Here is a 21,080-nt window from a genome sequence, read left to right as displayed (position 1 = left end):
TTCTGCTCCAGCGATTGTGCGCCTGATGAAGAGGGCAGCATGGATACTCCGACGATATGGGCCTCAGACAGCCTCTCCGAATGATGGGCACGTCGGAAAAACACCGCCGCCCCCTTCATTCTACTTCCTGCTCTTTCTTCGGTGTACGGCGTCGTGGGGTAGCGGGTGCATCATGCGCCCCCCACACGGCCTTGCGACGCCGCGCAGCAGTCAACATCAGGGAGAGCCGGGCAAGGCGGCCACACTGCCCCCGCCGACCAAAGAAGAAACCCGCCGGTGAGGGCGGGCTTTTTCTGTTTGGCGAAGAGGGTGGGATTCGAACCCACGGTACCCTTGCGAGTACTCCGGTTTTCGAGACCGACGCATTCAACCACTCTGCCACCTCTCCGCGACATGCGACCTACAAGGGCAGACGGGAGTGTAGCACGCCGCAGCCGCTTCTGGCGAGGGGGGCCGCGAAGGTTGCCGCCCTGGTACAACTCTCTGGTCAGTCTCACTGTCTGGCGGTGGGGGCCGTACTAGACTGGAAAGGTGAGACGGTCCGTGGTCAGTGGTGAGTGGTCAGTAGAGGAAAACGCTTTTGCTAGGGCGTTTTTCGCACTTTTCACTACCCACTTTCCACTCACCCTTAGACCCTTAGACCTTTTGGCCCCTAGAGGCGTCAGAGGCGCAAGATGAGCGCCATCTACCAGCGGGCCCGGCCTATTCGCTGGGAAGACATCGTGGGGCAAGAACATGTCAAGGACGTTCTCAGAACAGCCCTAGAGCAGGGGCGGGTCGGGCACGCTTACCTGTTTTCGGGGCCGCGCGGCGTGGGCAAAACCACCACGGCCCGCCTAATTGCCATGACGGCCAACTGCACTACCCCCGGCATTAAGCCCTGCGGCGAGTGCGAAAGCTGCCTGGCGGTGCGTTCGGGCAACCACCCCGACGTGATGGAAATCGACGCCGCGTCTAACAACTCGGTGGACGACGTGCGCGACCTGCGCGAAAAAGTGGGCCTGGCGGCCATGCGCGGCGGCAAAAAAATCTACATCCTCGACGAGGCGCACATGATGACGCGCTCGGCCTTCAACGCGCTCCTCAAAACGCTCGAAGAGCCGCCGAGCCACGTTATTTTTATTCTAGCGACCACCGAACCCGAAAAGATTATTCCTACCATCCTCTCGCGGTGTCAGCATTACCGCTTTCGCCGCCTGACCCCCGAAGAAATTGCCGGAAAGCTGGCCGGACTGGTTAGTCAAGAAGGCCTGAGCGCCGAAGCCGACGCCCTGCAACTGATTGGCCGACTGGCCGACGGGGCTATGCGCGACGGCGAAAGCCTGCTGGAAAGGATGCTGGCGGCGGGCACGGCCATTACCCGCCCGGCGGTCGAGGACGCGCTGGGCCTGCCCCCCGGTGAGCGCGTGCGCGGCATTGCCGGGGCGCTCGTCCTGGGCGACGCGGGCACGGCGCTTGCGGGCGCAGCGGCGCTGTACCGCGACGGATTTGCCGCCCGCACGGTCGTCGAGGGCCTGGTGGCGGCGTTTGGGGCGGCCCTGCACGCCGAACTGGGCTTAGAAAGCGGCGGCAAGCTGGAAGGAGCAGAGGTGCCCCGGCTGCTTAAATTGCAGGCCGCGCTAGATCAACAAGAAAGCCGCTTTGCCCGCAGCGCCGACCAGCAGAGCCTGGAACTGGCCCTGACCCACGCGATTCTGGCCGCAGATGGAGGAAATGTGGGCGCAGCCTCCGGCAATCTGTCTGGCGGCTCAGCCAGTAGCGCGGCCCCGAATAATGCCGCCCGGAACAGCGCGGCGCAGGTGCCTGCCGACCTCGTGCAGCGGCTCAACCGACTGGAAAAGGAACTGGCGACCCTGCGCGGTAGCGGCGGGCAGGCGGGCGGCGGGCGCTCGGCAGCTCCGGTCATTCCCGACTTTGACACGGCGCAGCGGCGTGTGGGTACACCGGTACGGGAGGCAAAAGAACAGGTGATCCAGGCTCCTCCTGGCTCGTCTTTGCCTACAACATCTTGGAAAAATATTAAAGACGCCGCCGACGTACCATTCAAACCATTCTTACGTGAGACAAGCGCAACAATTACAGAGGGCCTGGTAACAGTAGAATTAGATGCCAAATGGAAGTATCACACGACCCATCTGGTAAGCAAGTTTGATGATCTTTGCAAACTTATTTGGAAGTTTTATCCAGATTATGATGTGGAACTAAGTACAAGTAATGGAATTCAAAGGGCAAAATCTAGAACCGTAGGGTCTGTTCATGGTGTCGCTGCTGCTATTCCTGTAGGAGACTTGCAAGAGCCTCGGCTGGTTGCCCCGCCTACCCAGCACACTGCCCTAGCCGAGATTTCTGATTTCGACCCTGCGCCACGCCGGAATGTTCAGCGGGCCGCGCCCCTGGAGCCGGTAGCGCCGCAGGCAACGTCACACACAGCAGACGCCGCCGACAGTCACGGGGAATTCCCCCCTGCCCCGGCAGACCCGCCCGCGCCTACTCCGCAGGCCCCGAGCGCCCCGCCGCCGCGCCGAACCAACGTGGCGACCCTGGAGCGCGAACACCGCGTAGACCCGCCCAGTCCCGACGATAGGGCCGCCGCGCCATTGCCCGACGAGCCTTTCGGGGCCTGGGAGAAAGAACACGTAGCCGACGTCCCGACTGCGCCAGCCGATGCCAGTGGCGGCGATCTGGTGACCCCGCCGGGCCAGAGCCGGGAGCTGTACGTGGTCGAAGCGATCACCGAGGAACCCGACTGGGGCGACATAGGCGGCAGCTTTGGCGGGGCGCAGGTGGGGCCTGATTTGGGCGACTCGCCGTTCGAGGAATTTGTCCCCAAGCGCCCGGCCCCGCCGCCTGCCGCGCCCGCTTCTCAGCCTCAGCCTCCCAGGTCTAAGGGCAACCTCGCCACGGTTTCTACCGGCCCAGCTGCCCCCGGTGCACCTTCACGCCCCGGCGACATCCGTGCCCACCCGCTCTACGAGGAAGTCAAGTCGCGTTTTTCTGGCCGGGTGCGCGAAATCGGTAAGAACCGCAACTATCAGGCCACCGTAACCGGTGAGGGTGCAGGCGACGAAGAAACCGACGCTCTAGAGCAGCTTTCCTAAAGGGGCCACATCATTTGTGGCTTTTGATGCCGAGCGGGCGAGCAGGCCCCTTTCTGGGTGCCGCTTTGCTCAAGACAGCGGTCAGGCTTGCTCAAGCGAGTCCGTTTTGCCCGGGAGAGTGCCGCCTGTACCGCCACGCCGCGAAACTCGTATTGTTCTCGCCTCTGCTCGGATTGAATCCAAAACGGCCCGGTTCAATCGGCAGTCCGTATTAGCCCTACACTTTGCGCTATGCCCGATGTTCAGATTCAGGTGTTCGGCACCAAAAAGAGCAAGGAAACCCGCGCCGCCGAAAGGTTTTTCAAGGAGCGTGGGGTCAAGATTCATTTTGTGGATCTTAGGGAGCGGCCCATCGCCAGGGGCGAACTGACCCGTTTCGTGCAGAAATTTGGTCTGAATGCCCTGCTGGACCTGGAAGGCAAGGCCTATGAGCAAAGCAACCTCACCTACCTGCGAACCACCGAGGAAGGCGTCATCGCCAAGATCATCGAAACGCCCGAGCTGCTGCTGCTGCCACTGGTGCGCGGCGGCAAGGTGCTGACCGTGGGTGAGGACCCAGCAGGCTGGAAGCAGATGCTGGAGGGATAGTGCTGGTGCCCGGTGGGCCTCCTGAATCCAGGCGTTTTCAGCGCGGTCAGGGGATAGCTCTACGTGGCCTTCATCGCCCATTTGCGCTGCACCACAGCAGCTTGGATTGTGTAGGCTGGTTATTTCAGATTTAGAGCAGTTCTGCGAATGATGGGCACGTCGGAACAACACCGCCGCTCCCTTCATTCTACGTCCTGCCCTTTCTTTTTCACTCGTTCCACTCGGCAAAAAGATGCTCAAAAGAGCACCATCTTTTTGCAAAATGCTCTAATCGCAATCCGTATTGCCTAAGGCAAGCTGCTCTAAATGACCGGCCCAGGCACAAGCAAAAGCCGGAGACCTCAAGGTGGCCCCCGGCTCTGGTATGCAAGAACTTCAGCGAACAGTCACGTCTACAACGGCGCGGCGGGTGCCGGGCAACACAGCCGAGCTGTCGCTGCTGTACAGCACTTTTCCACTGGCATCCGTCACATTGGCCTGCACCGCGTAGGTGTGGGCGCGGTTCAGGCGACCCGAGTTGAACACCAGCTGGTAGGGCGTGCTCAGGCGGCTAGTTCTGAACGAGACCTTCAAAAGCTGCGCGGGGCGGGTCAGGTCGCTGACCAGCACGTTAACGCTGCTTCCGGCGGGCAGGATGACTGTGCCCCCGGCGGCCCGGATACGCCCACGGATTTCCTGTGCGCCAGCAGGGACGGCCATGGTGTTCATCGTGTCGCCGCCCTTGTCGGCATTGGCTGGAACGGTGCGGTGAGCCGCCGCAGCGGGCGCGGGGGTCGCCGGACGGGTCAGGGTGACGCTGCCGATGTGGGTCTGGGCGCTGGCGCTGGCAAGGAGCGAAACCAGCAAAATGGCGGGCAGGGTAGCAACAAAAGACTTCATAACTCTATGCTGCCGCGTTCCAGGTCTAGGAATCAAGACTGGAGATCAGGCCGGGGTCAGCTGGTGGGGGCCAGCGCACATTGCTAAAGGCCACATAAAGAATCCTGGCCTCGCCGCATTCGACCATAAGCCATGTCTTTTGCCGCGCCTCTGACCGACCATGCCAGCGCCCTGAACCACCTGTCACGCGACCCGGTGATGAGGGCAGTCATCTGGCGCGTCAATGAGCTGACAGTGCTGGTGCCGACCGCCGACCCGCTGGGCACCCTGATTCGCAACGTGACCGGGCAACAGTTGAGCGTTAAGGCCGCTGCCAGCATTCATGCGCGGCTGGTCGAACAGCTGGGGGAGGTCAATCCCGATACCCTGCTGCGGGCCTCCGGCGACGAACTGCGCGGCGTGGGCCTGTCGTGGGCCAAGGTGCGTACCGTTAAGGCCATCGCGCAAGCGGCCCAGACTGGAAGTACCGACTTTGCTCGCCTGGCCGCGTTGCCCGACGAGGAAATCGTTACCGAACTGATCCGCTTGCCGGGAATTGGCCGCTGGACCGCCGAAATGTTTCTGATGTTCGCGCTGGCCCGCCCGGACGTGTTCAGCCTGGGCGATCTGGCGCTGCGCCAGGGGCTGGCACAGCTGCACCCAGGGCGCGAACCCGCCGACGTGCTGGCGCTGTGGGCACCCCACCGGACGCTGGCCGCCCGCTACATCTGGGCCGACACCGCCCTGCTCCAGCGGCGCGGCGCAGCAGTCTGAATCAGTCCGTTTTCTGCTCGGTCTGGGCCGCGTGCTCCAGTTTCCACTGCTGTTCCCACTGCGCGAAGGAAATCCGGGCCATTTCAAAGCCGTCGCGGATCGTGGTGTAGCCGCCGCGCCCGCCTGTGCGCCCGATCAGGTCGAGGGCCGCCGTATGGATGTGATGGCGCTCGGGGTCGGCAATGGTGTCGCTGCGAACGGTGAGTCCTATGACCTCGCCCAGAATAATGCGCGTGTTGCCGATCAGCACGGTCTGCACCTCGCGGCATTCCAGCGCGGCGGGGCTGGCCCTAACCCTGGGTGTGGCGACCTGCACGCCGTTTTCCATTTCAATGCCCAGCGTGGCCGGTTCGCCCAGTGACGCCGGAAAGTCGGTGGCCGTCGCGTTCATGACCCCGGCCAGTTCGCGGCTGACCAGATTGACCGTAAAGTCTGCCCCAGCCGGAATATTTAGCGCGGTGTCCTTGGGGGTTCCGTCGGGGCGGTTGCCGGGCGCAAAGGCGACCACGGGCGGGTCACTGCCCATCAGTCCGAAAAAGGAGTAGGGGGCCAGATTGACCGTGCCCGCCGCGTTCCGGGTGCTGACCCAGGCGACCGGGCGCGGCACCACCGTCGCCGTGACCAGCTTGTAACGCGCGGCGTGGGGCAGCGCGGTCAGGTCGAAGTGGGTGAACCGGGGATCAGGGTCGGTCATGTGCTTTAGGATAGGCAGTGTGAGCACCGAAACTGCGTCCTACCGCGAGGCTTACGCCGCCCTGTCGCGCATCGCCGCCGAACTCGAAAACGGCGACGCCGACCTCGACCGCGTGCTGCCCCTGCTCGAAGAGGCCCGCGCAGCCTACGCCCAGTGCCAGAGCCGCATAGAGGCGGTGCGGGCGGTGCTGGCCGGGGCAGGGTTCGCCGGGGAAGGGCTGACGGGGACAGGGCTGGCAGGGGACGGGCTGGCAGAGGCAGAAGACGAAACGGGAGCCTGAATAACCCCGCAGGTACCAACCAGACCAGCGATTGACCGGGCGGGCGGGGTATCCTCTAAAGAATGAGTGACGCCGCCTCCAGTTCCGCGGGCAGTGCTGCGGGTAAGGGTGCCCCCACCACCGCGCTCCAGCCCGAGCCTGTGATTCCCCAGGTCATCCCCCTGGTTTACCGCGCAGTGGTCGACGCGCTGTACCTGCCTGTACTGTTCAGCGGAATGCACCTCGAAGTTCATGGGCGTGAGCATGTGCCGCCGCCCGGCACGCCGCTGGTGGTAGCGGCCAACCACATGACCAACCTGGACCCCTTTCTGGTGGCCCGCGCCCTGCCGCCGGGGCGGTTCTTGCAATTCATGGCGAAAAAGGAACTGTTCGTGCCGGTGGTCGGCCAGATTATCCGCGCCGGAGGAAGCTTCGCGGTAGACCGCAGCGGCAACGATGTAGGAGCGGTGCGAACGGCTGTGCGTATCCTGCGCGATAACGGCACCGTCGGCATTTTTCCGCAGGGGCACCGGGGCGGCGAGGAGATGCGCGGCGGCGTGGCCCTGATCGCCGCCAAGAGCCGCGCTCCTATTTTGCCTGCTGGCCTCAGCCGCGACGGCAAGCGCTGGATCGTGCGCTTTGGCGAACCGTTGCCGGTCAGCGGGGGAATTAAGGGCACCACAGCTGCCCTCGAACAGGTGCTGCGCGAACTGGCCCAGCCGGTGGGTAGCCCTGTCTGAAGCGGGCGCTTCACGCTGGCCCGCCACGGCCCTTTTGCTGGCCCTTTTGCTGGGTGCGGTGGTCGTGGGCAGTGCGCTGGGCAGCGTGACCATCCCGGCGCGTGAGGTTCTGGCGGCACTGTGGCACGGGTTAAGCGGGCGGCCACTGTTAGGCAACGACGTGATCGTGTGGCAATTGCGGCTGCCGCGCGTGGTCATGGCAGTGCTGGTCGGCGGGTCACTGTCGCTGTGTGGCGGGGCTTTTCAGGGTGTGTTCCGTAACCCGCTGGCCGACCCCTACCTGCTGGGCGTCGCCAGTGGCGCGGCGCTGGGCGCGACCACCGCAATCGTGGCGAATTGGCCGCACCACCTGATTCCGCTAGCCGCACTGGTCTCGGGACTGGCCGCCACACTACTGACGCTGGGGCTGGCACGCGAGGGACAGCGTTTTCCACCCAGCCGCCTGATTCTGGCCGGGGTGGTGGTCGGCAGCGTGTGCAGCGCGGCCAGCACCGCCCTGCTGCTGCGCGGCGAGGACCGTGCCCGCGAGGTGCTGTCGTACACACTGGGCAACCTCAGCTTTAGCGGCTGGGCCGAGGTCGCAGCAGTGCTGCCCTACGCGCTGCTGGGCGGCGGCGTTCTGTTGCTGCTGGGCCGCGCCCTGGATACCCTGCAACTTGGCGACCTAACTGCCCAGAGTCTGGGCGTGCCGGTGGAAACCCTGCGGTTGATCGTGGTTATCGCGGTCAGTCTGGCGACGGCGGGCGCGGTCGCCTATGTGGGTATCATCGGCTTCGTGGGACTGATCGTGCCTCATACCGTGCGGCTGGCCTTTGGGGCGGGCCACCGAATCCTGCTGCCCTTTTCAGCCCTGCTGGGCGGTTCGCTGCTGGTTCTGGCCGACCTGCTGGCGCGAACCACACTGCTTTCTCAGGTCGGAATCGTGACCACGCTGCTGGGCGGGCCGTTTTTTCTGTATCTGCTGAGACGGCGTTCGGATGACTGAATCCGTCTCCCTCACGGCGCAGGGCCTGCATGTCCGGGCCGGAGCTTTTCCAGCGGTGCAGGGTGTCAGCGTGCGTTTCGAGAGTGGACAGTTTTCGGCAGTGATCGGGCCAAACGGTGCGGGCAAAAGTACGCTGCTCCGCGCCCTGACCGGCCTGAGTACGCCGCATTCGGGTGAGGTGCGCTTTGGGAACCGCCCGCTCACCGACTGGAGCCGTCCCGAACGCTCCCGCGCCCTGGCTTATCTGGCGCAGCATGAGGCCTTGCCCACCGAAACCCGCGTGCGCGACGTGGTGGCCCTGGGACGCGGCGCAGGGCACTGGAAATGGGGCCTGATTCCGGCGCGCCCCTGGACCGAACAGGACGAAGCCGCCGTACACCGCGCCCTAGAACGCACCGACACCCTGAAATTCGCGGCGCGGCGCGTGGCCGAACTCTCGGGCGGCGAACGGCAGCGGGTAGCGCTGGCCCGCGCGCTGGCGGCCCGCCCACAATTCCTGCTACTGGATGAGCCGACCAATCACCTCGACCTCGCCTACGCGCTGGAAGTCATCCGGTACGTGCGGGGCGAGGTCGCCGCTGGTCTGGGCGTGGTGGCCGTGCTGCACGACCTGAATCTGGCAGCGCGGGCCGACTTCGTGGCGCTGCTGTGCCGGGGGCAGGTGCTGGCCCAGGGCACGCCCCGCGAAGTTCTGACCCCTCCGAACCTTCAGGCCGCTTACGGCATTGAGGTCAGACTACTCGAAGACCAGGAACAGCTGATCGTCGTGCCTGTCGGCTGATACGGACTGCGGTGGAGTGGTTGACAAGCCGAGTTAGCAACCCAAATTGATAACTCGGGTTGTCAACCAAACACAGACGGCCGTCCAGATCAGTCCCTGCCGGGCGCAGAGGGCATCCTGCTGCACCTCTACCCCGGACAGACTTGCAAAGCTGCGAAGCAGAGTAAGCAGGCAAAAAGAAGCTTTGGGTTGACTGGGCCTGCCGCCGGTCGCTTAAACCCCCCCAACGCTTACAGCATGCCTTTGACCACTTTCACCACGTTCTCAACGCTGAAGCCGAACTTCTCGAACAGCACCTTGGCCGGAGCCGAAGCCCCGAAGGTGTCCATACCGATAACCGCGCCGTCCAGCCCGACCCACTCGTACCAGGGCTGCTTGCTGAGGGCTTCAATCGCCACGCGCTTGATGCCGGGAGTCAGGACGCTGTCGCGGTAACTTCTGTCCTGTTCGCGGAACACTTCCATGCAGGGCATAGACACCACACGCGCGGCGACGCCTTCTTTGGCGAGGGCGTCGGCGCTGTCCATCGCCAGGGCCACTTCCGAGCCGCTGGCGATCAGAATAACCTGGGCCGCTTTGCCGTCGGTGCTGTCGGCGTCTTTAAGCACGTACGCGCCTTTCCTCACGCCCGCGTGGTTGCGGGGCAAAATCGGCAGATCCTGGCGGCTGAGGGCCAGCGCCGTGGGGCCTCTGTCGTATTCCAGGGCCATCCCCCAGGCGGCGGCGGTTTCGTTGGCGTCGGCAGGACGGATGACATGTGCACCGGGAACCGAGCGCAACATAGCAAGCTGGTCAACAGGCTGGTGGGTCGGGCCATCTTCCCCCAGGCCGATGCTGTCATGGGTCAAGACGTAGGTCACAGGCTGCATCTGAAGGGCTGAGAGGCGGAAGGCGGGCTTGAGGTAGTCCGCAAATACCAGAAAAGTGCCGACCATTGGGCGCAGGCCACCGTAGAGGCTCAGGCCGTTGCCCGCCGCCGCCATACCGAATTCGCGCACGCCAAAGTACATGTTGCGGCCCTGGTATGTTCCGGCTTCGAACTCGCCCGCATCCTTGATGGTGGTCTTGGTGCTGCCCGACAGGTCGGCGCTGCCGCCCACCAGACCAGGCACCACTTTGGCGACGGCATTGATGACCTCGCCGCTGGCGTTGCGGGTCGCCATGGGCTTGCCGCCGACCTCGTAACTGGGCAGCGCGTCGGCCAGATGAGCGGGCAGTTCGCGGGCCAGCAGCGCGTCCACTTCCTTGCCCAGTTCGGGAAAGGCGGCGCGGTAGCCGTCCATCAGAGCGTTCCAGTCGGCCTCGTACTTCGCGCCGCGCTCGGTGGCGTCCATGTGGGCCTTGACCTCGGGCGGAATGGTGAAGGCTTCCGGGTATTCCCAGCCCAGCGCCGCCTTGGTTTCCCTGACGCCTTCCTCGCCCAGCGGCTCGCCGTGCGCCTTACTGGTCCCCGCGCGGGGGCTGCCGAACCCGATAACCGTCTTGACCTGAATCAGCGTGGGCTGGTCTTTGTTGCCCTGCGCCTGCCGGATGACGGCCTCGATTTCGGCCAGATTGTTGCCGTCTTGTACGCGCAGCACTTCCCAGCCGTAGGCACGGAAACGCTCGGCGGTGTCCTCGGACTCGACCTTGAGGGTCGCTGTGTCGAGTTGCACGCTGTTGTCGTCGTGCAGCCAGATCAGTTTGCCCAACTTGAGGTGCCCGGCGAGCGCGGCCGCTTCGTGGTTGATGCCTTCTTGAAGGTCGCCGTCGCCCAGGATGCTGTAGGTGTAGTTATCGAATATCGGGAAACTTTCGCGGTTGTAGCGGGCTGCGAGGTGATGCTCGGCCATCGCCATGCCCACCGACATCGCCGCGCCCTGGCCCAGCGGGCCGGTGGTAGCGTCTAGCCCCTTGGTATGGAAAAACTCGGGGTGGCCGGGGGTGTGGTAGCCCCACTGCCGGAAGTTTTTGAGGTCCTCGAGGGTCATGGTAGGTGACCCGGTCAGGTGCAGCAGGCTGTAGACAAGCATGCTGGCGTGCCCCGCCGACAGCACGAAGCGGTCGCGCCCGGCCCATTCGGGGTGCTGCGGGTTGAAGCGCAGGAACTTGTGCCACACGGTGTAGCCCATCGGGGCCATGCCCAGCGGCGCACCGGGGTGGCCCGAATTGGCGGCCTGCACGGCGTCGATGCTAAGCGTACGGATGGTGTTGACGCTGAGTTGCTCCACGTTCTGCTTTTCGCTCATGTGCTCTAGTGTACCGGGCAAGCCACCCGGATTGGCCAGTGCCAGGCCAGAACTATGAAGCAGCCAGGCGCTTTGTGCAGGTGGCTGGAAGCTCCTTACCGCCGAACCTGTAGCTTTCCCTACTCGCCCGCGCTCGGCTTGAATCTCTGGAGCATTTGCACAGAGTTACGGCCCATAGAAAAAACAAACTGGGTGCCTCTATGCTGCCCAGCGCCCCTTCCATTGATGACGAGCCAAGTCGGTGTCGGTTCGAGTCTGAATCATGAGAGAAGTAGTGTCGTCGGCAACAGCACGAACTTCAGTGCTCCCGGCTTCCAAAGGAAAACGCCCCGTGTGGGGCGCGGTTCCTGAAAGTTCGGGGGGAGCTGTTTCTCCGGTCTGAAGTTCGGGGGGCACCAGCGGCCTCCTCATTCCGGTAATAACAGAATACGCCCCGTGCGTAAAAATGTCAAGCGGTCTGTGAATAGTGGGCTGAGTACGCCGGGAAGATGAACGGGAAGTTAAGCTTGGTGGCCCCAATTCCCTGGATTCCACCTATGCATAGCCAGGCTAGGCTATTTGGCCTACTCACCGGATTCGATTTACGCTGATGCAGGATTCAAGATGGCAGGTATGAATAGCCACTCCGAAACCGCGCTCCACACGCCGCCGACAGTACGCCCGTTCCAGAATGCCGACGCGGAAGCTGTCGCCAGGCTGGTCACGGCGGGGGTACGGGGTCACTGGCAGTACCGCCCCGAGCAGTTCCGTGAGAGCGGCGACCCGCACAAAATACGGCTGGTGGCCGAGCGGGGCGGCGACCTGATCGCCACGGCGAACCTTTCCCCGTCCGGTGACGGTGCGCCCGACGCGCTGCGCCTCGATCTGGCGGGCGACGGCGCGGCTTTTAGCCTGCTGTACCTGCACCTGCTGGCCGAACTGCCGCCCGGCTTTACCCGGCTGCTGGGCGTGACCCGCGAGGATTTCAGCGAGAAAATGGCGTTCTACACGGCGGCAGGCTTTCGCAATGCCTGGCAGTCGTGGGGGGCGCACCTGGACCTGACCACCTTTGACTTTGAACGCTGGCGGCCCCTGGAAGAAAAACTGTACGTGCAGGGCTTCGAGGTCGCCCGCTGGAAGAACGACGCGACAGATGCCGAGTGGGACGCGCTTTATGAGCTGCACCGGCAGGGCGAAAAGGACGTGCCGCGCAACCCGGTCACGACTTCAGCCTCACTTGGCCGCGAGGCACTGCGCGAGGTGATGACCCGTGAGGAAGCGGTTTTTGTCGTCTGGCACAAGCAGCAGCCTGTGGCCCTGACGCGGCTGACCTTGCCTCAACTGAATTCGCCCGGTCAACATTCCTTGCAGGAGGCCGCCGAAGTCGCCAACGACCTCACCACCACGCACCCGGCCTGGCGCTCACGCGGCCTCGCCACCCTGCTCAAGGCACACGCCCTCGGCTGGGCCAGAGCGCAGGGTTATGCCGAGGCCAGTACCGGCGGCACCGTCCTCAACCTGCCGATGCTGCGCGTGAATACCCGCCTGGGCTACGTGACCGAGCAGATGTGGGTGACCTGGGAATATCGCCTGCACTGAGGGCTGAGGGGCTGCGCCGAGGCTCAAAAGCCGTGCGGGTGGCCCTTATGCCAGTTCCAGGCCGTCTGAACGATGCCCCTGAGGTCGGTAAATTTGGGCTGGAATCCCAGCTCACGCCCGATGAGGGTGGCATCGGCGACCAGTCGGGGCGGATCACCGGCGCGGCGCGGGGCGATTTCGCGGGTCAGCGGCGTGCCGACCACGCTGTCCACGGCGTCGAGCACCTCCTTGACGCTGAAGCCGTGACCCAGGCCGACGTTATAGGTCGCCGCGTCCGTCTTCCCGGCGTGCAGCGCCTCGACCGCCAGCACGTGCGCGTCGGCCAGGTCCTGCACATGCACGTAGTCGCGGATACAGGTGCCGTCGGGCGTGGGGTAATCCTCACCGAAGATCATCATTTTTTCGCGCTGGCCCAGGGCCGTCAGCGCGGCGAGTTCGATCAGGTGAGACTTGCTGGCGTGCGCCTCGCCGATGTCGCCTTCCGGAGCCGCGCCGCACACGTTGAAGTAACGCAGCACCGTGTAGGGCAGGCCATGCGCCGCATGGAAGGCGTGAATCATGCGCTCGGTCATCAGTTTGGTTTCGCCGTACACGCTCTCAGGCTGCATGGGGGCATCCTCGGGAATAGGCCCCTTATCGGTAGTGCCGTAAACCGCCGCCGTCGAGGAAAAGACCAGCGGAATCTTGCGCGTCTCCACGATCATTTGCAGCAGGTTCAGGCTGCCGACCACGTTGTTGCGGTAATACCGGCCCGGTTCGCGCATACTTTCGCCCACCTCGATCAGCGCCGCGAAGTGAATCACGGCGTCGGGGGTGTGGGCTTGCAGCGCCGCCCGGATGCTGGGCGCGTCGAGCAGATCGGCCCTGACCAGCGGCACGTCTGCGGGCAGCGCTCCGGCATGCCCGCTCGAAAGGTTGTCGAACACCACGACCTCGTGCCCCGCCGCGCGCAACTGCCGGACGGTGTGAGAACCGATATACCCTGCGCCACCTACGACTAGCAATTTCATGGCCCCAGAGTAGTACGGTTGGCCGGGGCTCTGCGTAGCCTACCCAGCTCCCTACTGCCCGCGCCGCGCCATGACCCAGCGTTCCAGGGCCGTGATCAGGCTGTAGAGGGCGGTGCCGAACAGTACCAGCAGGGCAATGGCGGCAAATTGCAGCGGCTTGTCATAATTGGTGCCCGCCTCCTGCACGCGGAAACCCAGGCCCTTCTGGTTAGCGTCGGTAAATTCCCACACCACCGCGCCGATCAGGGCCAGACTGCTTGCCAGCCGCAGCCCCCCCAGCAGCATGGGCAAGGCTCCGGGCAGTTCGAGGTAAATCAGGCGCTGGCGAAAAGTGGCCCGCAGCGTGCTGAACAGTTCGTGGTAGGTGCGGTCTACCTCGCGCACGCCGACCATGCACGACACCAGGAGCGGGTACAGGGCGCTAAGGGCCGAGACAACCACGGCGGGCAAAAAGCCGAAGCCCAGCCACGACACCAGCAGCGGGGCCAGAATAACAATTGGCGTGCTTTGAGACGCCACGATAAACGGGTTTAAAAAGCGTTCCAGCGCCCGCACTCTGGCAATCGGATAGCCCAGCAGCAGCCCAAGCACGCCGCCCAGCAGGGTGCCCAGCAGCGCCGTTCCCACCGTGACCCCGAACGCCTGGCGCAGCATCGGCGCGTGGGTCACGAACGCCTGCCAGGTCTGCGCGGGGCTGGGCAGCAGCAATTTCTGGTTGATGCGTACAGCCGCCAGCTGCCAGACCGCGAAGCCCAGGGCAATCGCCAGCAGCGCCAGCAGGTGGCTGGCCTGCCAGCGTTCGCGGGGTTCCACGCGCAGGCGGGTGCTGTCGCCCGCGCCCAGCAGCCCGCGCAAACGGGCCTCCACCCCCTCGGTGTAAGCGCTGGCCCGGCCCTGGCCGCGCGTGTCGATGACCTCCAGAATACGCCCGTCGCGCAGCACCGCCACCCGGTCGGCCAGCCAGACCGCCTCGCGGATCGAGTGCGTGACCAGAATGGTGGTGCCGCCCGCTTTTTCGTGCAGGTGGCGCAGTTCCTCGTTAAAGCGTTCGCGCACCAGGGCGTCGAGCGCCGCGAACGGTTCGTCAAGCAGCAGAATGTCGCCGCTCTGGGCCAGGGCGCGGGCCAGAGCAATTCGCGCCCGCATCCCGCCCGAGAGTTCACGCGGAAAATACCCGGCGTAGTCGCTCATGCCGACCATGTGCAGCGCCTCTGCGGGCGACAGGCTGCCGCCAGTGCCCAGGTCTGCCGGAAGCTGCACGTTTCTCAGCGCCGTGCGCCAGGGCAGCAGGCGGTAATCCTGAAACACCAGCGCCGGACTCGACGAGACCTGCACCTGTCCCGCCTGAGGCTTGAGCAGCCCCGCGATAACCCGCAGCAGGGTGCTTTTGCCGCCGCCGCTCGGGCCGATCAGGGCCAGGAATTCGCCGCGCCGCACCTCCAGAGTGACATCGTCCAGAATAGTTTCGCCGCCCAGCCGCGCGGTGACGCCCTGAAGCCGGATGGTGGGAACAGCTGGCGAATCGGTCAGCAGGGTGGGCGGAGCACCGATGGGAAGCGACATCGCCCCGCAGTATCGCAGAGCTGGGCTGGGCGCAGGCGGTCCAGAGGCAGGGTTTCTGGCGCTTCCCCCGCCCACCACCCTGATCGGCGTGGGAACCTCGCGCAGCCACAGCCAGCCGCTCAGGGTAAAGGGAAGGCGGCGCGGCAGGCAGTTCACGCAGCAGGCCCCAGACCGTGAAGTGCAGCGGGTTGATCGGATTCAATCGGAATTCGTATGACCTCAACGGTTCCCAGACCCGGCCCGGAATGTGTGACCTTTCCGGGAAACTTATAGCCGCCCCAAGGATCAGTGCAGCCGGGGCAGCAGCGTGACCACCCCAGCAATGGTCAGGATGCTGCCCAGCGTGCTGAGGGTCGCCACCGCCGCCACCGTGTCAGTATCTGCACCGTATTCGCGGGCAATAAGCAGGGCATTGACAGCCGTGGGCATACTGGCCGAGAGCACCAGCACCTGAAGGTTCAGCGCGTTCAATTCCAGCACCCGGCCTATGGCGAAGGCGATAAGCGGCCCACCAATCAGCCGCGAGGCGGTCGCCAACCACAGCCGCGCCGTCGTGCGGGGCCAGCCGCCCGCCCCGAGTTGCAGCCCCAGTGCCAGCAGCACCATCGGCAAGGTGGCCTGCGAGAGTAGCGCGACCCCTTTGGTCAGGCCCTCCGGCAGCGTGATGTGCAGCGCCCGCAGCAAAATACCCAGCAGCGCGACCCACAGCGCCGGAAGCCGGAACATGCCTCTAAGCGCTTCGAGTGGGTCTGCGCCGCGTTTGCCCAGGCTGTAAACCGCTGGGCCGAACACATACATGCCCACAAAAGACGCCAGAAACAGCACCGTGGCCCGCTCGAAGCCCGCCTGACCGAAGGTGAACAGGGCAATCGGCAGCCCCATGTTGCCACTGTTCCAGATGCCCACTCCCGCGCTGAGACTCCGTTTTTCGGCGTCGGGGCGGCCCCAGCCCACCAGATACCCCAGCAGCAGGCAGCCCAGAACCGTTAGCAGGTACGCCGCGCCCAGGTGCAGCGCCTCGGCGGCCTTGACCGGGGTCTTGAGTAAAACATCCAGCACCAGCGCGGGCGACAGCAGATACAGCGTGATGCGCGAAATCGTCCACTGGTCGATTGGAAACCGGGAGGACAGCAGCGCCCCCAGGCCAGCAACCAGCATGACGGGCAGGAGGACGGTGCCGAGCGCCTGGAACATGAGGGCTATAGTAGACCCCTTGCGAAAAAGCGCCGTGTTTCAGCTCTGAACGGTGAGGGTCGGTGCGTCCGGGCTGCGCTGGCGTGACCGGGGTGCAAGCTCATGCGCCTGAGGCTGGGGCTCTGTCTCTTGGCCCAACCAGCGTAAACACCGCCATCTGCGTGATCGGCCCAAAGGCCGGATGTACCTCGCCCACGTCAGCGTAGTCCACGCTGTAACCGTAGTGTTCGGCAGTGGTCTGTGTCCACGCACGGAACTCGGCCCGCGTCCACTCGAAGCGGTGATCGGCGTGCCGCAGTTCCAGCGGCTTGTTAAAGGCGGTGTTGTACTCGGCGTTGGGTGTGGTCAGAATCACAGTTCGGGGCCGGGCAAAGCCAAAGACATTTTCAGCCAGGGCTTCCAGCCGGTGCGGTTCCAGGTGTTCGATCACCTCGACCAGCGCCGCCGCGTCAAAACCCTTCAGGCGCGAGTCGGGGTAAATCAGACTGCCGTGCAGTAGCCTGACCCGCTCCCGCAGTTCGGGGCGCTCGGTCAGATTTAGCTGGGCGGCGGCTCTTTCCAGGCTCCGGGCGCTGAGGTCCAGGCCAACGAGTTCGCGGAACTGTGCGGTGGGCAGCAGCCTGCGTAGCAGTTGGCCCTCGCCGCAGCCCAGGTCCAGCACGCGGGCCGCTCCACTGGCCTTCAGGGCCTGCGCCACGGTATCCAGCCGCTCGTCGTGCGGGCGGGGTCTGGCTTCCGGCGGCGCGTCCCCGGATTCTTCTGCCGGAACACTGAAACTTTCGCCCGCCTGCTGCACCAGTTCCCGGAAACGCAGGTAGCGCCGGGTAATCAGCTCGCGCTCCGGGTGGGTCTCTAGCCAGCCCTCTCCGTGACGCAGCAGCTTGCCAACCTCCGTTTCACCGACGTAATAGTGCTTTTTGCCGTCCAGCACCGGCAGCAGCACGTACAGGTGGCGCAGCAGCTCGGCCACCCGCACGCAGGCGCTGAGGCTCAGGCGCACGTAAGGCCGCTCGCCCCATTCGGGGTACAGCGGGTCGAGGGCAATGGGCGTGGTCTGAACCGCGTACCCCAGCGGCCCGAACAGACGCTCTGGCAATCCGGCAGGCCCACGCGACGCGGCGCAGCTTATCTGTGCCGTCAGGGGCACCGAGGTGTCGGCCAGGCCCTGCCGTTCGCGGCTATGACCCGTCATGGCCGTGCCAAAGACCTCACGCAGCGCTACGGCCAGCAGGCTTCCGGCGGCGTAGGGGCGGTCGTTGACATACGGCTCTAGCGGGCTGCCGTCGCCGGGTCTAGCCCTGCGTGAGAGGGCCACCGGGTCGACCTCGACCAGCAGCGCGGCGGTGGTGCGCTCAGGCGACGCTTCAGGGTAAAACACGCTGGCCTTCCCAAAGGGCAAGGTTTTTTCCAGCAGGTGCTCCGGGTGCTTCATCAGCACAAAGCCCAGGTCGCTGGCGGGCCAGGTCGGTGCGGTCTGGTCTGGCCCAGGCGCGGGGGTCATGGTCAGGGTCAGCAGCATCTGGGCCTTAGGTTAGCCCTCTTGGGGACTGGGCTGGGGCACATCAGCCGCGCAGCCCGTAACTGGCCCCGGCAAAATAAAGGCCGTGCGCGGCCACGTTTGCGCCTGCCCGCGCCCGCTGCCCCGAATGCAGGATGTCTCGGGTAGCCTGTGGCTCCAGCCTGCGCTGCCCGACCAGCAGCAGCGTACCGACCAGCCCACGCACCATGTGCCGCAAAAAACTTTCGCCTGCCACATGGATTTCCCAGATCAGCGGCCCCGGCCTGACCTCCAGGCCCAGCAGCTCGCGCACCGTCTGGCGGTCTTCTTGCGTGGCAAAGGCGGCAAAATCGTGTCTGCCCACCAGCAGCGTGGCCGCAGCGTTCATGGCCTGGGCATCAAGCTCTAGGGGTACATGCAGCGCCCGGCCCTCCCAGAGTGGGTGGCGCTGCGGCGCGGTCAGCAGGCGGTAAATGTAGCGCCGCTCGGTACACGAAAAACGGGCGTGAAAATTTTCCGGGGCCAGCCGGGCCTCCAGCACAGCCACGCTGGGCGGTAGGTGGGCGTTCAGGGCGCGGGCCAGACGCTCGGGGGGCACCCGCAGGCTGCTGGGCACGTCCCAGTGCAGCGCCATGGCCTCGGCGTGAACCCCGGCGTCGGTGCGTCCGGCGGCCACGGGGTAAAACCCGGTATCTGGGGCGAGCCGCCGCAGGGCCAGCTGCAAGGTTTCCTGCACGCTGGGCACACTGCGCTGGGCCTGCCAGCCCGCGTAGACCCGGCCATCCCAGGCGACGGTCAGGCGCAGGCGCCGGTATCCGTATGGGGGGGTATAAAAACGTGGTGAGGCGTCGTCTGACACGGCCTTAGGCTAGCGTGTACCCCCGCGCGGGGGGGTGACCCATCACTCTGGGCTTCATGAAAGGTTTATGCTATGGCTGCCATGCGTCTTTCCTTGCTGCTGTTGGTGCTGCTAATGGGTCCGGCTCAGGCCGCGACGGCTTACCGGGTTCAAGATGGCGACACGCTCATCGGCATCGCGCAGCGGGCTGGGGTCAGCGTGCAGCAGATCAGGGCGCTCAATGCCTCGCTTAAGAAGAGCAGTGTGGTTAAGGTGGGCCGCGTCATTAGCATTCCTAACCGCCGGGTGGCGGCCCGCAAGTACCATGTTCGGAGCGGTGAGAATCTTACCAGCATTGCCCACAGCTTCGGAATGAGCGCCGGGGAATTGCTGCGGGCCAATCCCGAATACCGGGGCAACAGGAGTGTCTGGGCCGGGGCCATCATCACTATTCCGCCGCGTGTGGTCGCGGCAGGTCTGGAACGCTCAGCGGGATTGACCCGTTTGGGGGGCGGTCAGGCTACGCTCCACATGGCCAGTATCCGGGTCAGTGCCGCACAAGACGATACCCCTAGCCCGGCTGTCCCTGATTCCGGGCGCTGGCGCTGGCCGCTGCCAGGGTACCACTATGTCAGCAGCGGATTCGGTGAGCGCGAGTTAGACGGTAAAGAGGGAATGCACTATGGCCTAGACATTGTCGCGCCCATCGGCACGCCTGTGCTGGCGGCCCGCAGTGGGCGGGTACTGGAATCACGCAACGATGCCAGGCGTGGCTGGGGCTGGACTGTGGTACTGAAACACCCGGACGGCTGGATTACCCGCTACGCCCACCTAAGCCAGAATCTGGTCAAGGCGGGCGAACTGGTCCAGCAGGGGCAGCGCGTTGGGCGTGTGGGCAATACGGGCCATAGCACCGGGCCGCACCTGCATTACGGCACCTACCTGCGCTGGCATCCTAAAGACCCGATGGGCCTCTACTGATGCCGATTTCAGCGCAGGCCCAATCAGTAAGGGTCCCGTCGGCACAGGTCTGGTACGTGGAACTCCAGGGAGACGGGGCCGCCGGGCAGTTACTGGCTGTGCTAGAAGAGCTGCCCTCTCAGCCGGGCTTTCTGGGTGCGGAACTGCTGACCAGCCCGGCGCAGCCTGCACTGGCCCTGATCGCCAGCCGCTGGGCCGCCGCTCTTCCGGCGCTGGCGCTGCCTGCCGGAGCCAAAGCCTGGAGTTTCGTTGTCGTTGCCACACGCTGAAAGATGCGCTGGGCAACAGCTCAGGCTTGTCATACGGACTGCCGATTAAATCGCGTACGTTTAGCGACTTCATCCGGGCGGACGCGAGTAGGAAAAGTTGTATCTGATTAACGGCCTTTATCAAGGCTTCAATTACAGTGTTGGAATTCGCTCCAGGTCGATTTCATTGCCTGGTGTATGTTCTCGCAATTTCATAAGGCTCTTGCCAGATTCCAGGGAGCACCGCGAATACGCTCGGGATGACAGTGGCGAAGGTGTGAACTAGCGAGGGTGTGAACGAAGTTCAGGTGAACACTATGGAAGAGAGTGTGGAGCCTGTTACGCTCTTGGCTTCGTCCTCATCGCGGAATCTCACAGCGTTGGCGGCCTTTGTACAGCGGCTTCTTCCAAGTCAAGCACCAGCTACGCCTACGCCCACGTGGTCAGTCTCTCCCCGGCCCCTGCTTTCCCTACTTCTGTCGTCAGCTCTCCGGAACCTGGTATGAGCCTTATTTTGTTGTCGTGATGTTCAGACCTTCTTCGGGCTTTACACCATGTTCAACCCAGCCGCGCAGCTCATTCCAAGCGTTCACGCCCTGCTGCGGCGTGAAATAGCAGTGTGCAGGGCCGCTGTTCTTGAGGTCGGCCAGGTTGACGGGTTTAGCGTCTGCCCACTGCTGCACCAGATTGCCGCTGTTGCCTGCCGCCGCGACGATGCGGGCGAACTCCGGCACAAAGAGGCTTGGTACGAGCGGGTCAGAGGTGTTGTGAAGGGTCAGCATCTTGGCGGTGAAATGGCCAGTAGCGGTATAGTTGGCATCTAGGTACGCGCTAGAAGCGGCTGAAGCCTTGAACCGCTGCACGCCTGCATTCAGGGCCGCGTCGTCGGCGCTTCCGGTATAGGTGCGCTCGGCGTTGCTGTAGCCGATGCCGTTCATGGTGTTAAGCAGGTCAGTGAGACCATAAACAGTCACCGACAACGGCGTAATAAAGCTGATGGGGTCAGGAGCCGCACCCGTGACACGCGCTATCTGCCCAATGAGGGACTGCGCGGCCTTGTCGCCTTTGGCTGCTGCCGTAAAGAGCCCACCCACCGAGGCAATCACGGCGTCTTGGGTATAGGCAGGATTGGGCGTCAGCGCGTCGCCCGCGCCGGGCAGAACGT

The 21,080-nt window shown here is 64.4% G+C and carries 19 protein-coding genes and 1 tRNA gene; 10 read left to right on the top strand and 10 right to left on the bottom strand.

From position 1 onward, the window contains the following. Positions 1-298 precede the first annotated feature (298 nt). Positions 299-388, bottom strand: a tRNA-Ser gene (locus tag QZ269_RS07505). 286 nt (positions 389-674) lie between these two features. Here QZ269_RS07505 and dnaX point away from each other — a divergent pair. Next, positions 675-3,098 (top strand): DNA polymerase III subunit gamma/tau, encoded by a 2,424-nt coding sequence (dnaX, locus tag QZ269_RS07500; protein ID WP_291425917.1) that lies wholly within the window; start codon positions 675-677, stop codon positions 3,096-3,098. Positions 3,099-3,329: 231 nt separating this feature from the next. Further along, positions 3,330-3,686, top strand: a complete 357-nt coding sequence (locus QZ269_RS07495) for an ArsC/Spx/MgsR family protein (RefSeq protein ID WP_291425915.1) — start codon at positions 3,330-3,332, stop codon at positions 3,684-3,686. Positions 3,687-4,061: 375 nt separating this feature from the next. On the opposite strand, the gene QZ269_RS07490 is transcribed toward QZ269_RS07495, so the two are convergent. Beyond that, positions 4,062-4,565 carry a YbaY family lipoprotein gene (locus tag QZ269_RS07490; protein ID WP_291425913.1) on the bottom strand — a complete coding sequence of 168 codons (504 nt, stop codon included), beginning with the start codon at positions 4,563-4,565 and terminating at the stop codon, positions 4,062-4,064. Positions 4,566-4,697: 132 nt separating this feature from the next. On the opposite strand from QZ269_RS07490, the gene QZ269_RS07485 reads away from it, so the two are divergent. Beyond that, entirely contained in the window at positions 4,698-5,318 is a 621-nt protein-coding gene (locus QZ269_RS07485; RefSeq protein ID WP_291425911.1) for a DNA-3-methyladenine glycosylase 2 family protein, read from the top strand. A gap of 1 nt (position 5,319) precedes the next feature. On the opposite strand, the gene QZ269_RS07480 is transcribed toward QZ269_RS07485, so the two are convergent. Further along, positions 5,320-6,012: a flavin reductase family protein gene (locus tag QZ269_RS07480; RefSeq protein ID WP_291425909.1), complete on the bottom strand. Its 693-nt coding sequence runs from the start codon at positions 6,010-6,012 to the stop codon at positions 5,320-5,322. On the opposite strand from QZ269_RS07480, the gene xseB reads away from it, so the two are divergent. The 4 genes from xseB (at position 6,011) to QZ269_RS07460 (ending at position 8,777) form a co-directional block, all read left to right on the top strand. Beyond that, positions 6,011-6,292: an exodeoxyribonuclease VII small subunit gene (xseB, locus tag QZ269_RS07475; protein WP_291425907.1), complete on the top strand. Its 282-nt coding sequence runs from the start codon at positions 6,011-6,013 to the stop codon at positions 6,290-6,292. The two genes, QZ269_RS07480 and xseB, sit on opposite strands and share 2 nt — an antisense overlap. 62 nt (positions 6,293-6,354) lie before the next feature. Next, positions 6,355-7,011, top strand: a complete 657-nt coding sequence (locus QZ269_RS07470) for a 1-acyl-sn-glycerol-3-phosphate acyltransferase (protein ID WP_291425905.1) — start codon at positions 6,355-6,357, stop codon at positions 7,009-7,011. A 34-nt stretch (positions 7,012-7,045) separates the two neighbouring features. Continuing rightward, entirely contained in the window at positions 7,046-7,996 is a 951-nt protein-coding gene (locus QZ269_RS07465) for a FecCD family ABC transporter permease (RefSeq protein WP_367272242.1), read from the top strand. Beyond that, positions 7,989-8,777 (top strand): ABC transporter ATP-binding protein, encoded by a 789-nt coding sequence (locus QZ269_RS07460; RefSeq protein ID WP_291425904.1) that lies wholly within the window; start codon positions 7,989-7,991, stop codon positions 8,775-8,777. Before QZ269_RS07465 ends, QZ269_RS07460 begins: the two co-directional genes overlap by 8 nt. A gap of 230 nt (positions 8,778-9,007) precedes the next feature. Here the strand turns inward: QZ269_RS07460 and tkt are convergent, their stop codons facing one another. Next, positions 9,008-11,005, bottom strand: a complete 1,998-nt coding sequence (gene tkt, locus QZ269_RS07455; RefSeq protein WP_291425902.1) for a transketolase — start codon at positions 11,003-11,005, stop codon at positions 9,008-9,010. A gap of 612 nt (positions 11,006-11,617) precedes the next feature. On the opposite strand from tkt, the gene QZ269_RS07450 reads away from it, so the two are divergent. Beyond that, positions 11,618-12,583: a GNAT family N-acetyltransferase gene (locus tag QZ269_RS07450; RefSeq protein ID WP_291425900.1), complete on the top strand. Its 966-nt coding sequence runs from the start codon at positions 11,618-11,620 to the stop codon at positions 12,581-12,583. A gap of 23 nt (positions 12,584-12,606) precedes the next feature. Here QZ269_RS07450 and galE read toward each other — a convergent pair whose 3' ends face one another. The 5 genes from galE to truA all read right to left on the bottom strand — a co-directional run bounded on the left by galE (position 12,607) and on the right by truA (position 18,707). Continuing rightward, on the bottom strand, positions 12,607-13,593 hold the full coding sequence (gene galE / locus QZ269_RS07445; protein ID WP_291425898.1) for a UDP-glucose 4-epimerase GalE: 987 nt from the start codon (positions 13,591-13,593) through the stop codon (positions 12,607-12,609). Between the two features lie 51 nt (positions 13,594-13,644). Then, positions 13,645-15,156, bottom strand: a complete 1,512-nt coding sequence (locus tag QZ269_RS07440; protein WP_291425919.1) for an ABC transporter permease subunit — start codon at positions 15,154-15,156, stop codon at positions 13,645-13,647. A gap of 285 nt (positions 15,157-15,441) precedes the next feature. Beyond that, positions 15,442-16,350 carry an AEC family transporter gene (locus tag QZ269_RS07435; RefSeq protein ID WP_291425896.1) on the bottom strand — a complete coding sequence of 303 codons (909 nt, stop codon included), beginning with the start codon at positions 16,348-16,350 and terminating at the stop codon, positions 15,442-15,444. 100 nt (positions 16,351-16,450) lie between these two features. Next, positions 16,451-17,869, bottom strand: a complete 1,419-nt coding sequence (locus tag QZ269_RS07430; RefSeq protein ID WP_291425894.1) for a 3' terminal RNA ribose 2'-O-methyltransferase Hen1 — start codon at positions 17,867-17,869, stop codon at positions 16,451-16,453. A 43-nt stretch (positions 17,870-17,912) separates the two neighbouring features. Continuing rightward, the gene (truA, locus tag QZ269_RS07425) at positions 17,913-18,707 is read right to left on the bottom strand and encodes a tRNA pseudouridine(38-40) synthase TruA (protein ID WP_291425892.1); all 795 of its coding nucleotides are present in this window, start codon (positions 18,705-18,707) and stop codon (positions 17,913-17,915) included. Positions 18,708-18,788: 81 nt separating this feature from the next. Between truA and QZ269_RS07420 the strand changes: the two genes are divergently transcribed. Continuing rightward, a complete protein-coding gene (locus tag QZ269_RS07420; protein ID WP_291425890.1) occupies positions 18,789-19,667 on the top strand; it encodes a M23 family metallopeptidase in 879 nt (292 codons plus the stop codon). 56 nt (positions 19,668-19,723) lie between these two features. Continuing rightward, the gene (locus tag QZ269_RS07415; RefSeq protein ID WP_291425888.1) at positions 19,724-19,936 is read left to right on the top strand and encodes a hypothetical protein; all 213 of its coding nucleotides are present in this window, start codon (positions 19,724-19,726) and stop codon (positions 19,934-19,936) included. A gap of 488 nt (positions 19,937-20,424) precedes the next feature. Here QZ269_RS07415 and QZ269_RS07410 read toward each other — a convergent pair. After that, positions 20,425-21,080, bottom strand: a 656-nt coding sequence (locus QZ269_RS07410; RefSeq protein WP_291425886.1) for a hypothetical protein, incomplete at its 5' end; no start/stop codon positions are given.

Source organism: Deinococcus sp. (genome assembly GCF_018260405.1).
Lineage (GTDB): Bacteria > Deinococcota > Deinococci > Deinococcales > Deinococcaceae > Deinococcus.
The sequence above is the reverse complement of the archived record's forward strand: the minus strand, read 5'-3'. Positions and strand labels throughout refer to the sequence as shown.

Excerpts from the sequence above, each read along its gene's own strand:
- xseB (WP_291425907.1), top strand. The coding sequence starts at position 6,011 with ATGTGCTTTAGGATAGGCAGTGTGAGCACCGAAACTGCGTCCTACCGC.
- QZ269_RS07450 (WP_291425900.1), top strand. The coding sequence starts at position 11,618 with ATGAATAGCCACTCCGAAACCGCGCTCCACACGCCGCCGACAGTACGC.
- QZ269_RS07480 (WP_291425909.1), bottom strand. The coding sequence starts at position 6,012 with ATGACCGACCCTGATCCCCGGTTCACCCACTTCGACCTGACCGCGCTG.
- tkt (WP_291425902.1), bottom strand. The coding sequence starts at position 11,005 with ATGAGCGAAAAGCAGAACGTGGAGCAACTCAGCGTCAACACCATCCGT.
- QZ269_RS07460 (WP_291425904.1), top strand. The coding sequence starts at position 7,989 with ATGACTGAATCCGTCTCCCTCACGGCGCAGGGCCTGCATGTCCGGGCC.
- QZ269_RS07430 (WP_291425894.1), bottom strand. The coding sequence starts at position 17,869 with ATGCTGCTGACCCTGACCATGACCCCCGCGCCTGGGCCAGACCAGACC.
- QZ269_RS07440 (WP_291425919.1), bottom strand. The coding sequence starts at position 15,156 with ATGTCGCTTCCCATCGGTGCTCCGCCCACCCTGCTGACCGATTCGCCA.
- dnaX (WP_291425917.1), top strand. The coding sequence starts at position 675 with ATGAGCGCCATCTACCAGCGGGCCCGGCCTATTCGCTGGGAAGACATC.
- galE (WP_291425898.1), bottom strand. The coding sequence starts at position 13,593 with ATGAAATTGCTAGTCGTAGGTGGCGCAGGGTATATCGGTTCTCACACC.
- QZ269_RS07470 (WP_291425905.1), top strand. The coding sequence starts at position 6,355 with ATGAGTGACGCCGCCTCCAGTTCCGCGGGCAGTGCTGCGGGTAAGGGT.
- QZ269_RS07435 (WP_291425896.1), bottom strand. The coding sequence starts at position 16,350 with ATGTTCCAGGCGCTCGGCACCGTCCTCCTGCCCGTCATGCTGGTTGCT.
- QZ269_RS07495 (WP_291425915.1), top strand. The coding sequence starts at position 3,330 with ATGCCCGATGTTCAGATTCAGGTGTTCGGCACCAAAAAGAGCAAGGAA.
- QZ269_RS07420 (WP_291425890.1), top strand. The coding sequence starts at position 18,789 with ATGCGTCTTTCCTTGCTGCTGTTGGTGCTGCTAATGGGTCCGGCTCAG.
- QZ269_RS07485 (WP_291425911.1), top strand. The coding sequence starts at position 4,698 with ATGTCTTTTGCCGCGCCTCTGACCGACCATGCCAGCGCCCTGAACCAC.
- QZ269_RS07490 (WP_291425913.1), bottom strand. The coding sequence starts at position 4,565 with ATGAAGTCTTTTGTTGCTACCCTGCCCGCCATTTTGCTGGTTTCGCTC.